This is a genomic window from Streptomyces sp. NPDC034103, assembly GCF_055575395.1.
On record NZ_JBVISS010000005.1, the window covers coordinates 457,558 to 469,706 of the forward strand.

Annotated in this window: 9 protein-coding genes; 5 read left to right on the top strand and 4 right to left on the bottom strand. The window is 71.0% G+C overall.

Going from position 1 to position 12,149, the window contains the following annotated elements:
• Positions 1 to 399: 399 nt before the first annotated feature.
• From typA to ACZ56U_RS13865, 3 genes are all read right to left on the bottom strand, one after another.
• Positions 400 to 2,316 (bottom strand): translational GTPase TypA, encoded by a 1,917-nt coding sequence (gene typA, locus ACZ56U_RS13855; protein ID WP_469084223.1) that lies wholly within the window; start codon positions 2,314 to 2,316, stop codon positions 400 to 402.
• Between the two features lie 134 nt (positions 2,317 to 2,450).
• Complete coding sequence (locus tag ACZ56U_RS13860) at positions 2,451 to 3,047, bottom strand: hypothetical protein (protein ID WP_469084224.1); 597 nt, start codon at positions 3,045 to 3,047, stop codon at positions 2,451 to 2,453.
• A gap of 50 nt (positions 3,048 to 3,097) precedes the next feature.
• The gene (locus tag ACZ56U_RS13865) at positions 3,098 to 5,320 is read right to left on the bottom strand and encodes an ABC transporter family substrate-binding protein (protein WP_469084225.1); all 2,223 of its coding nucleotides are present in this window, start codon (positions 5,318 to 5,320) and stop codon (positions 3,098 to 3,100) included.
• 283 nt (positions 5,321 to 5,603) lie between these two features.
• Here ACZ56U_RS13865 and ACZ56U_RS13870 point away from each other — a divergent pair, with 283 nt between their 5' ends.
• From ACZ56U_RS13870 to ACZ56U_RS13890, 5 genes are all read left to right on the top strand, one after another.
• The gene (locus ACZ56U_RS13870) at positions 5,604 to 5,894 is read left to right on the top strand and encodes a hypothetical protein (RefSeq protein ID WP_391243663.1); all 291 of its coding nucleotides are present in this window, start codon (positions 5,604 to 5,606) and stop codon (positions 5,892 to 5,894) included.
• 19 nt (positions 5,895 to 5,913) lie between these two features.
• A complete protein-coding gene (locus ACZ56U_RS13875; protein ID WP_469084226.1) occupies positions 5,914 to 6,735 on the top strand; it encodes a hypothetical protein in 822 nt (273 codons plus the stop codon).
• A 15-nt stretch (positions 6,736 to 6,750) separates the two neighbouring features.
• Positions 6,751 to 8,703, top strand: coding sequence for a fumarate reductase/succinate dehydrogenase flavoprotein subunit (locus ACZ56U_RS13880; RefSeq protein WP_469084227.1), 1,953 nt, complete (start codon positions 6,751 to 6,753; stop codon positions 8,701 to 8,703).
• Positions 8,700 to 9,470, top strand: a complete 771-nt coding sequence (locus ACZ56U_RS13885; RefSeq protein WP_469084228.1) for a succinate dehydrogenase/fumarate reductase iron-sulfur subunit — start codon at positions 8,700 to 8,702, stop codon at positions 9,468 to 9,470. Before ACZ56U_RS13880 ends, ACZ56U_RS13885 begins: the two co-directional genes overlap by 4 nt.
• Before the next feature lie 123 nt (positions 9,471 to 9,593).
• Positions 9,594 to 11,126 carry a hypothetical protein gene (locus ACZ56U_RS13890; RefSeq protein WP_469084229.1) on the top strand — a complete coding sequence of 511 codons (1,533 nt, stop codon included), beginning with the start codon at positions 9,594 to 9,596 and terminating at the stop codon, positions 11,124 to 11,126.
• On the opposite strand, the gene ACZ56U_RS13895 is transcribed toward ACZ56U_RS13890, so the two are convergent.
• A protein-coding gene (locus tag ACZ56U_RS13895; protein WP_469084230.1) for an IS5 family transposase occupies positions 11,123 to 12,066 on the bottom strand; the annotation gives its coding sequence in 2 pieces (ribosomal slippage) (positions 11,123 to 11,635 and positions 11,638 to 12,066; 942 coding nt in all). The genes ACZ56U_RS13890 and ACZ56U_RS13895 overlap by 4 nt on opposite strands.
• Positions 12,067 to 12,149 lie beyond the last annotated feature (83 nt).

The following is a 12,149-nucleotide window of genomic DNA, read 5'->3' on the forward strand; positions in this document are numbered from 1 at the left end:
ACTCCACGTGTTCACCAACAGGAGGGGGTACATGCCTTTCCTCCGACACCCCTGACGGAGGGTCAGGCACCCCCTGGTGCTCGTGAGTCGGCGCCGTCCCCACGGCGCGAGACCCATTGACCCGAGCGCTACGCGGCTAACTATCTGCCATGAGCCAACTGGCGACCACTGTCTTTAAATCTCGATTCAGTCACAGCTGGCGCGTACATCTTCCGAAATTTGGACAAACCGTCTGGCGGGAGAAGGCCGCGAAACGGACGTGTTACATGTGTATCGGGCGCGGATCTCCGCATTACGGACATCGCTCACCGCGAGAGCGCGATGATCCGACTGAAAACCAGTTGCAAAAAGCCCGGGCGCCCCCAAGATGGGGGCACCCGGGCTTCAGGCGACGGATTCTCAGCCGTGCTTGGCGCGGCTCGCGGCGCGGGCCCGCTCGCGGGCGTCCAGGTTCACCTTGCGGATGCGAACGGCCTCCGGGGTGACCTCCACGCACTCGTCGTCGCGGCAGAACTCCAGCGACTGCTCCAGGGAGAGCTTGCGCGGCGGGACGATCGCCTCGAACGAGTCGGCCGAGGACGACCGCATGTTCGTGAGCTTCTTCTCCTTGGTGATGTTCACGTCCATGTCGTCGGAGCGCGAGTTCTCGCCGACGATCATGCCCTCGTAGACCTCGGTGCCCGGGTCCACGAACAGCACGCCGCGCTCCTGGAGGTTCGTCATCGCGAACGCGGTGACGGCGCCGGCGCGGTCGGCGACCAGCGAGCCGTTGTTACGGGTCTGCAGGGTGCCGAACCAGGGCTCGAAGCCCTCGTGGATGGAGTGCCCGATGCCGGTGCCGCGGGTCTGGGTCAGGAACTCGGTCCGGAACCCGATCAGGCCGCGGGAGGGCACCACGAACTCCATGCGCACCCAGCCGGAGCCGTGGTTCGACATGTTGTCCATCCGGCCCTTGCGGACACCCATGAGCTGCGTGACCGCGCCCATGTGCTCCTCGGGGACGTCGATGGTCATGCGCTCGACGGGCTCGTAGACCTTGCCGTCGACGTCCTTGGTGACCACCTGCGGCTTGCCGATGGTCAGCTCGAAGCCCTCCCGGCGCATGGTCTCGACCAGGATGGCGAGCGCGAGCTCACCACGGCCCTGGACCTCCCAGGCGTCGGGGCGCTCGGTGTCCAGCACGCGCAGCGAGACGTTACCGATCAGCTCGCGGTCCAGGCGGTCCTTGACCTGGCGGGCGGTGACCTTGCGGTCCTTGACGGCCGCCTTCGCGTCGGCGCCCTTGCCGGTGCCGCCGCGGCCGACCAGCGGCGAGGTGTTGGTGCCGATGGTCATGGAGATCGCGGGCTCGTCGACCGTGATCAGGGGCAGCGGGATCGGGTTCTCGGGGTCGGCGAGGGTCTCGCCGATCATGATGTCCGGGATACCGGCGACCGCGCAGATGTCACCCGGGCCGGCCTTCTCGGCGGGCTTGCGGGTGAGCGCCTCGGTCATCATCAGCTCGCTGATGCGGACGTTGCTGATCGAGCCGTCGCGCTTGATCCAGGCGACCGTCTGGCCCTTGCGCAGCTCGCCCTGCTCGACGCGGAGCAGCGCGATCCGGCCGAGGAAGTTGTCGGCGTCCAGGTTGGTGACGTGGGCCTGGAGGGGCGCTTCCTCGTCGTACGTGGGGGCCGGGATGTGCTGGAGGATCGTCGAGAAGAACGGCTCCAGGCTGTCGGAGTCGGCCGGGACCGTGCCGTTCTCCGGCTTGGTCAGCGAGGCGATGCCGTCACGGCCGCAGGCGTAGACGATCGGGAACTCGATCTGCTCCTCGTCCGCGTCCAGGTCGAGGAAGAGGTCGTAGGTCTCGTTGACGACCTCGTCGATCCGGGAGTCCGGCCGGTCCGTCTTGTTGATGCACAGGATGACGGGCAGCCGCTGCTGGAGCGCCTTGCGCAGCACGAAGCGGGTCTGCGGGAGCGGACCCTCGGAGGCGTCCACGAGCAGCACGACGCCGTCCACCATGGACAGGCCGCGCTCCACCTCGCCACCGAAGTCGGCGTGGCCGGGGGTGTCGATGATGTTGATGGTGATGACGTCCCCCCCGTCCTTCGGGTGGTACTTCACCGCCGTGTTCTTGGCGAGGATCGTGATGCCCTTCTCACGCTCCAGGTCGTTCGAGTCCATCATGCGGTCGTCGACGCCTTCGAGCTGGTGGGCGGCGAAGGCACCGGCCTGCTTCAGCATCCCGTCGACGATGGTGGTCTTTCCGTGGTCGACGTGGGCGACGATGGCGACATTGCGGATGTCGTGACGCGTTGAGGTCACAGCCATGGTGTGGCGTACTCCCGGAGTGTGAGGAAGGGGCCGACGCGTACATCTGTGTTACGCGGACCCTGCCGGGCTGTACATGCCACGGCCTCACCCCATGGTACGTGTCATTGACAGGGGTAGCCTCCGCAGCCCCCTCAGACCGCGTCGGCGGCCCGTGAACCGGTGGGACAGCTGCGTACGGCGGCCTCGTGGGCGGCGGCTCCGGTCCGGGGTGCGTCGGCGCAGGACAGGAAGCCGGTCTCGCTCCCCTCCCAGGTCCGGACGTGCCCCTTGACCGGCCCGCCGCTCGCACAGGTGTACGTGAAGTCGGCGTCCACCAGTTTCAGGGCGTTCCAGGCGTAGTACGCCCCCTGTAGATCCCTGTTCTTCACCTCGTAGTAGGTGTCCAGCCTGGGGTTCACCCGGTCACTCGCGCCGCCCAGCGGTTCCTTGGCCTTCAGGTGCCTGCCGAGCGCCGCCAGCACGCCGGAGGTGCCGGCGCCGGGCGGCTTGGGGCTCACGGTGGTGTAATACGTCACGATGTCGGCGGACCTGAGCCGGACCTTGTAGGAGTCCGTCCTCTTCTTGATCACGACGGGGTCGGCGAGCCGGGTCAGCTTCTCCGTGTGCCGTACGCCCGACCAGGTGTACGTCCCGTCGGTGCAGGCCCCCGCCCGCTCGTCCGAGCCGCCGCAGCCCGTCAGCCCCGCCGCCAGGGCCACCGTCGCCGCCCCCGCCACCCAAGCACGCATGATCCCCGTCACTCCTGTTCCCCACGTCGTACGACGTGGGGAATGATCCCCTACTTCCCTGTGGGACCGGCGGCCGGGCCCCGGCCCTTCTTCAGGAAGCCCATGTCCTCGTAGACGGGCGTCTGGAAGCCGAAGGCGCCGGCGTTGGCCACGGTCTTGCGCGCGGCCGTCAGCTGGGGTCGCTGGTACAGCGGGATCGACCCGGCCGCCGCCCAGATACGGGCGTCGGCCTTGCGGATCAGCTCCCGGCTCTCCTTCTCGTCCAGCGTCGCGAGAGCCTGGTCGAAGAGCTGGTCGACCTGGTCGGTGCCGACCCGGGTGTAGTTCTGCTCGACGTTCAGGGAGCCGTCGGCCGCCGGGACCGGCTTGGCGTAGATCGGGCGGGCGTCGGTGGCCGGGAAGGCGGAGGCGGGCCAGGAGTAGAGCGCGAGGTCGTACTGGCCGGAGGCGATGTGGTCCTTGAAGTAGCTCTCGTCCTCGACCTTGGAGATCTGGGTGCGGATGCCGACCTTGCCGAGCATGGCCGAGATCCGGTCCGCCACCGTGCGCAGCGCCTGCGAGCCCGGTCCGGACGGCAGGACGAACCGCAGGGTCAGCGCCTTGCCGTCCTTGGCGAGCACACCGGCCGCGGTGCTCGCGGGAGCCGCGGTGCCCCGCGGGGCGTAGGCGCCCGGCGCCCCGCCCCGGCGCAGCTTGTTGGTGTACTGCTTGCCGTCCTGGGCGAGGTGCTTGGAGCTCTCCCCGCTGCGGCGCTCCCCCTGGGGGTGCTTCTTCTCCCGGTCGGCGTCGCGCCGCGCCTTGTCGTCCTCGCCGACGATGTACGTCCCGTCGTCGCCGCCCTTGGAGGCCCGCTCGCCCTCGGCGCCGGCCGCCTTCTCGCCCTTCTTCTTCTCCTTCTTCACCGGACCGCCCCGCACCCACCCGGCGTCCGAGAGGAGGGCCCGCGCCTCCTTGGCGTCCTGGCCGCCGAGGGCGCCGCTGTTGTCGGCGTACGCGGCCTGGCCCGCGAGGGCGAGGTGGCTGCCGACCGGTTCGGCGGGCAGACCGAGCGGGGTGAGGACGGCCGAGGCGAGGGCCTCCCGGTCCAGGGCGCGGGCCACCGCACGGCGGACCCGCTCGTCGGCGAGGGGGCCCTCGGCGCCGTTGAGGGCGAGCTGGGTGTAGGCGGGCTCCAGAGAGCGGCGGACCTCGAAGCCGCGCAGCGCCTGCTGCTGCCGGGCGTACCCGGTGACCGCCTTTTGCTGCTTCCTGCGGGCGGTCGTCTCCTCGTCCGCGGCCTCCTCGTCGGAGCCGTTGGCCACGGCCCAGGAGCGCAGCGAGTCGGCGGCGCTGAGGTCATTGCCGGGACCCATCAGCGGGGTGCTGCCCGTCCGGCTCCGCGACCGGGCCGCGAGGGTGATCCGCTTGACCGACTCGGGGTCGATCTCGGCCAGGTCGAGGGTGTCCGCGGCCAGTGCGGCGGCCCGCTTCTCGCGCGGTACGGCGCGCAGCACGATCTCGTCGAGCTTGGCGGGGTGGCCCCACCAGCGCGGGTTGCGGTCGAGGGTGACCTCGTCGTCCTTGCGGTCGACCTCCTTGAGCCGGTACGGCCCGGCGGTGACCTTGAGCTTCTTGCGGGCCCCGTCGTTGAAGGAGTCCGGGGTGCCCATGACGTCCTTCGGGTACAGCGGCGAGAACAGCGACTTCCAGTCGGTGTACGGCCGTCCGAAGGTGACCTTGACCTCCAGGTCGTTGGCGCCCCGTTCGATCCTCTCGATGCGCTCGTAGCCGGCGTTGCGGGCCGTCCAGTACGCGGTGTCCTTGCCGGACAGGGCGCGCCACTGGGCGGCGAAGTCCGCGGCGCCGATCTCCCGGCCGTCGCTCCACACCGCCTGCTGGTTCAGCTTGTACAGCACGACCTGCTTCGGCTCGGTCTCGACGACCTCGGCCTTCTCCAGGTAGTCGGGGTTGGCCTGCGGACGCCCGTCGGCGTCGAGCCGGTACAGGGCGGGCAGGACGGCCTGGGCGACCCGGGTGGTGGTGCCGTCGGCGTCCGCCTGGAAGGTGTTGAGGGTCTCCGGCACCGAGTCCACGGCCCAGCGCAGGGTGCCGCCGTCGGCCACCAGGGCGCGGGCCGCGGGGGCGATGTCCTGGTCGGCGAGTGGTGTGCCGGTCGGGTCCTCGGAGCTGCATCCGGCGAGCGCGGGCACGGTCAGCGCCCCCGCCGTGAGGAAGGCGACCGAGCGCATGACCGTGCCACGCGAAGGCCTGGGTCCGACGCCGTCGTGGGACATGCCGCATACCTCCGGGGGTGGGCCGCCGGTTTGGATCACGTTTGGCGGTATATGGAGCTGATCAGATGTATGCGGCCACTGAAGAGGAAAGGGTTCGGCGGAGGACGGCGACACGACGAGGGGCGCGGCGAAGCCCACCCGTGCGGCGCAATCCAGGCGCACGGGGGGCGCACACCCGGGCTCACGATCCGCCAATCCGTGCAGACGCCTTCACATTCGCGGGTGTGACGCGCAACACTCGCAGGCGCACATGAACGTTCCCGCCCCTAAGCGAGGTCACGTCATGGCCCTGCACGACGAACTGGCATCAGCCCAGCGCTGTCTCGACGAACTGCTCCGGTATGTCAAACGCCTGGAACAGCAGTTGGGCAGCGGCGGACTGGAGATGCGCCGCGTCCGGATCGACGCCGACCGCCTGCGCGAGAGCCTCGCGCTGCTGAGGGAGGCCGATCCCGCGCTCGCCAAGGCCCAGCGCCCCGATCTGGTCTCCATCCCCGACACCCCGTACGACAACACCCTCTGGACGGACTCGGACGACGAGGGACTCGGCGCCCGCGACCGCCACGCCCCCTGAACCCGACCGGAGTCATGAGTTGGCCACTGGTACGGAACCCCAACCGAGAAGCGGCGGCGTACGCACGGGTACGCGCGCCGCGATCGACGCCCCGCATCTGCGGACGGACCGCTGGTGGCTGGCGCCGGCCGCCACCGCCGCCGGGCTGCTCGCCTTCGTCGTGTGGTCGACGTGGCGGGCGTTCGTCGACGCCGACTACTACGCGGCGCCCTATGTCTCGCCGCTCTACTCACCCTGTCTGGCGGAACGCTGCGAACCCATGCGCGGCGGGCCCAACTGGGAGATCTTCGGCAGCTGGTGGGCCCTGTCGCCCGCGATCCTCATCCTGGTCTTCCCGCTCGGCTTCCGGCTGACCTGCTACTACTACCGCAAGGCCTACTACCGGGGCTTCTGGGCCTCCCCGCCGGCCTGCGCGGTGGCCGAGCCGCACAAGAAGTACTCCGGCGAGACCCGCTTCCCGCTGATCCTGCAGAACACCCACCGCTACTTCTTCTACGCCGCGGTGCTGGTGGCGGGCGTCCTCACGTACGACACCGTGCTCGCCTTCCGCGACGAGCACTACGAGTGGGGCCACATGGGGCTCGGCACCCTCGTGTTCCTGGTCAACATCGTGCTGATCTGGGCGTACACCATCTCCTGCCACTCCTGCCGGCACATCGTCGGCGGCCAGCTCAAGCACTTCTCCAGGCATCGGGTGCGCTACCGGCTGTGGCGGTGGGTCGGCCGGCTGAACGCCCATCACATGCTGCTGGCCTGGACGTCGTTGACGAGCGTCACCCTCGCCGACGTCTACGTCTATCTCGTCGCCTCCGGTGCCTTCGACGACCCGCGCTTCTTCTGAAGGGGATGCCTGCTGATGTCCGTGGTCGACCACCAGGAGTGGGACGTCGTAGTCGTCGGCGCGGGAGGAGCCGGCCTCCGCGCCGCCATCGAGGCGCGTGAACGGGGCGCGCGCACGGCCGTCATCTGCAAGTCGCTGTTCGGCAAGGCCCACACCGTCATGGCCGAGGGCGGCATCGCGGCGGCGATGGCCAACGCCAACGAGCACGACAACTGGCAGGTGCACTTCCGCGACACCATGCGCGGCGGCAAGTTCCTCAACCAGTGGCGGATGGCCGAACTGCACGCGCGGGAGGCCCCGGACCGGGTCTGGGAGCTGGAGACCTGGGGCGCGCTGTTCGACCGCACCAAGGACGGCCGGATCTCCCAGCGCAACTTCGGCGGCCACGAGTACCCGCGCCTGGCCCATGTCGGCGACCGCACGGGCCTGGAGCTCATCCGCACCCTCCAGCAGAAGATCGTCTCGTTGCAGCAGCAGGACAAGAAGGAGACCGGCGACTACGAGTCCCGTCTGAAAATCTTCCAGGAGTGCACGGTCACCCGCGTCCTGAAGGACGGCTCCCGGGTCAGCGGCGTCTTCGCCTACGAGCGCGAGTCCGGCCGCTTCTTCGTCCTGGAGGCCCCGGCCGTGGTCATCGCGACGGGCGGCATCGGCAAGTCCTTCAAGGTGACGTCGAACTCGTGGGAGTACACCGGCGACGGCCACGCGCTGGCCCTGCTCGCCGGGGCGCCCCTGCTGAACATGGAGTTCGTGCAGTTCCACCCCACGGGCATGGTCTGGCCGCCGTCGGTGAAGGGCATCCTCGTCACCGAGTCGGTCCGCGGCGACGGCGGGGTGCTGCGCAACTCCGCGGGCAAGCGGTTCATGTTCGACTACGTCCCGGACGTCTTCAAGGAGAAGTACGCCGAGTCGGAGGAGGAGGGCGACCGCTGGTACGAGGACCCGGACCACAACCGGCGTCCCCCCGAACTCCTGCCCCGCGACGAGGTGGCCCGCGCCATCAACGCCGAGGTCAAGGCGGGCCGCGGCTCCCCGCACGGCGGTGTCTTCCTCGACGTCTCCACCCGGATGCCGGCCGAGGTCATCAAACGCCGACTGCCGTCGATGTACCACCAGTTCAAGGAGCTGGCGGACGTCGACATCACCGCGGAGGCGATGGAGGTCGGACCCACCTGCCACTACGTCATGGGCGGTGTCGCGGTCGACTCCGACACCGCCGCCGCCCGGAACGTGCCGGGGCTGTACGCGGCCGGCGAGGTCGCGGGCGGCATGCACGGCTCGAACCGGCTCGGCGGCAACTCCCTGTCCGACCTGCTGGTGTTCGGCCGCCGGGCGGGACTGCACGCGGCCGAGTACGCGGCGGGCCTGGCCTTCGAGCGCCCCCGGGTGGACGAGGGCCAGGTCGACGCGGCCGCCGCGGAGGCGCTGCGCCCCTTCTCCGCGGAGGGCCCCTGGCCCGGGGAACCGCAGGACGCGGCCGGGCGCCCGCCGGAGAACCCCTACACCCTCCACCAGGAGCTCCAGCAGGCCATGAACGACCTCGTCGGCATCATCCGCCGCGAGCCGGAGATGAAGCAGGCCCTGGAGAGGCTGGCCGAGTTGCGGGTACGGGCGCGGCGGGCCGGCGTCGAGGGCCACCGCCAGTTCAACCCGGGCTGGCACCTCGCCCTGGACCTCAGGAACATGCTGCTGGTCAGCGAGTGCGTGGCCCGGGCCGCGCTGGAGCGCACCGAGTCGCGCGGCGGCCACACCCGCGAGGACCATCCGACGATGGACCGCAAGTGGCGCCGGATCAACCTGCTGTGCCGGCTGACCGATCCCACCGGCGGGTTGGCGGCCACCGACCCGGTGCGCGGCCAGATCGACCTCGGCCGGGAGACCACCGACCCCATCCGCCCGGACCTGCTCGCCCTCTTCGACAAGGAGGAGCTGGTCAAGTACCTCGCCGAAGAGGAGCTGTACGAGTGAGCAGCTACAAGGCCCGCTTCAAGGTGTGGCGGGGCGACGTGGACGGCGGCGGCCTGGAGGACTTCGCGGTCGAGGTGAACGACGGCGAGGTGGTCCTGGACATCATCCACCGCCTCCAGGCCACCCAGGCCCCCGACCTCGCCGTCCGCTGGAACTGCAAGGCAGGCAAGTGCGGTTCGTGCTCGGCGGAGATCAACGGGCGGCCCCGGCTGCTGTGCATGACCCGGATGTCGGTCTTCACGAGGCAGGAGACGATCACCGTCACCCCCCTGCGGGCCTTCCCGGTGATCCGCGACCTCGTCACGGACGTCGGCTTCAACTACGACAAGGCGCGCGAGGTCCCGGCGTTCGTGCCGCCGTCGGACGTGGGTCCCGGCGAGTACCGGATGATGCAGGAGGACGTGGACCGCTCGCAGGAGTTCCGCAAGTGCATCGAGTGCTTCCTGTGCCAGGACACCTGCCATGTGGTGCGTGACCACGAGGAGAACAAGCCGGCGTTCGCCGGACCCCGCTTCCTGATGCGGGTCGCCGAACTGGACATGCACCCGCTGGACGCGGCCGCCGACACCGGCCTCGACCGCAAGGCGGCCGCGCAGGACGAACACGGCCTCGGCTACTGCAACATCACCAAGTGCTGCACGGAGGTCTGCCCCGAGGGCATCAAGATCACGGACAACGCGCTGATCCCCCTGAAGGAACGCGCGGTCGACCGCAAGTACGACCCACTGGTGTGGCTGGGCTCGAAGATCAGAAGGAGGCCTTCGTAGCCCCGGCCACCGTCGGCGGGTCGCTTCCCGGCGCTGATCGCCGTGTCCCCGCTGTGTCTCCGGCGCCCCACCCCTGACGCACCCCGGTCGCGCTGGCGCATTCCTGCTCATACGCTCCGAAATGTGACGTCATCCTTGTTCCGGGGCCGGCCGCGGCGCGCGACCTCGCACATATCCGTGCGGGTGGCGCACACCGTGGTGGGCGGGCTGGCCGGGGTGTTGTGGCTGGTGCTGCCGGGGATGGCGTCCGGTGACGGTGCCGTGGTCGCGGCGCCCCCGGCGCGGGCCGCCGCCCGGGAGGAGGCGCCGCCGGAGGAGTCCTCGGCCGCCGACCTCGTCCTCCCCCTCGGTGCGGTGGGCGCCGCGGGTGTCGTGGCGGGCTACGCGTATCTCCGGCGGACCCGGCCCCGGACCACTCCCGGCGGCGCCCCTGTCCGGCCGGCCGCCCCACCCCTCGGCGAACTCGACGAACGGGCCCGCGCCTCGCTGGTCGCCGCCGACGACAGCGTCCGCACCAGCCGTACCGAACTCGGCTATGCCGAGGCACGGTTCGGGGAGACCGCCGTCACCCCCTTCGCGGCGGCGGTCCGGGACGCGGAGGGCGAGCTGGCGGCCGCGTTCCGGATGCGGCAGCAGTACGACGACGGCATACCGCGGGAGCCCGCGGCCCGGCGGCACACGCTCGCCGGGATCGTCGGGCGGTGCGAGGAGGCCGGGCGGCGGCTGGACGGGGAGGCGGCCGGGCTCGACCGGCTGCGGGCACTGGAGCGGGGGGTCGGCGAGGCCCTGGAGATCGCCGAGGACCGCTTCCGGACGCTGACCGGCCGGACCCGTGCGGTGGAGAGCCTCCTGGCCGAACTGCGCCGACGCCACGCGCCCTCCGCCACCGCCCAGGTCACCGGCCACCCCGAACAGGCCAAGGACCGCCTGGTGTTCGCCACCCTCCGCCTCAACGAGTCCCGCCAGTGCGCCGACCGCGAGGAACCCGACACCGCCGCCGCCCCTCTGCGTGCCGCCGAGGGCGCCATCGCCCAGGCCGCCGTCTTCCTGGACGCCGTCGAGAGGCTCGGCGCGGACCTGGCGGCCGCCGAGGCCCTGGTCCCGGCCGCGCTGACCGGCGCGGAGGCACAGCTCGCGGGCGTACGGGAGGACAGCGCCGAGGCGCCCGCCGGCGAGCTGCGCGCCCGGATCCACCACGCCGACGGCGTCCTCGGCGCCGTACGGGGAGAGCTGACCGCCGGGCCGTACGACCCCCTGGACGCCCTGCGCCGGATCGTGCGGGCGACGGCGCCCCTCGGCGCGGCACCGGCCACCGGGGTCCTGGGACATGCCGCGCTGCTCGTCGCCCGGTCCGGCGCGAGGGCCGCGGACGAGTTCATCGGCACGCACCGGGCGGCGGTGGGGGCAGCGGCCCGCACCCGTCTGGCGGAGGCACGGCGGCTCCTCGGCACGGACCCCACCGCCGCCGACACCTGCGCCCGGGAGGCCCGTGGCCTGGCCGAGCAGGACGTACGGGTGCACGGGAACCCGGCGGAGGAACATGAGAGCGGGGTGGCGGGGGCGGTGCTGGGCGGAGTCCTGTTGGACGCCCACACCCCCGCGGCCTTCGGAGGCCCACGCACCCGCGACCGCCGCACGGGCGCGAACGCGGCCTAGGTCGTTTCTGATGGCTCTTGGACGGTGTCACGGAGCCAGATGACGATGGCGGTGACGGTTAGGGTGCCGTTGAAGATGTAGTCGCGCTTGTCATACCGGGTGGCCACCGCGCGGAACTGCTTCCACTTGTTCACGCACCGCTCGACTGCGTTGCGACGGCGGTACTGGGCCTTGTCGAAGGCCGGGGGCCGGCCCCCGGCTCGTCCTCGGCGCTTGCGGTGGAGCTGCTGGTCATCGGGCTGGGCGATGGTGGCCTTGATCCCGCGCCGCCGCAGATAGCCGCGGTTGTCCCGGCTGGAATACGCCTTGTCGCCGCGTACCCGGTCCGGTCGGCTGCGCGGGCGGCCTGGTCCGCGGCGCCGGATGCGTAAGCCGTCCAGCACCGGGGCGAACATCGGGCTGTCACCGCGCTGACCGGGCGAGGTCAGCCAGTGCAGCGGGCGCGCCCGGTCGTCGGAGAGCAGATGGACCTTGCTGGTCAGCCCGCCCCGTGAGCGCCCCAACGCCTCGCGCCCATCTGCCTCCTCACGCGCCCCGCCCCCTTTTGCGGGTGGTCGGCCGGAGGCTTTCGGGGCGCCCCGGCCGCGTGCTGATGCGCACGGCAAGACGTGGAGTCGATGTTCACGGCCCACTCCTGCCGGTCCGCCTGGCGGGCAAGCGCCCCGTCCGGGTCGCCGGCATCCGCCTCGATCTGCAGCTCCTCAAGGACGGCCTTCCAGGTGCCGTCGGCCGACCAGCGGCGATGACGCTCGTAGACGGTCTGCCAGGGCCCGTACCGTTCCGGCAGGTCGGGCCAGGGCACCCCGGTCCTGGCCCGGAACAGCACTCCGTTGATCACCCTGCGGTGATCCGCCCACTGTCCACCCGGCCTGCCGTTGCCGGGCAGGAGGGGTTCGATCTTCCGCCACTGCGCGTCCGTGAGTTCGTGTCGCCGCACCATACCGGCGTCCTGCCCGGCCAACCATGAGATCCAACCAGCCCACCAAGAGCCATCAGAAACGACCTAGGGGCGGCGCGAAAACC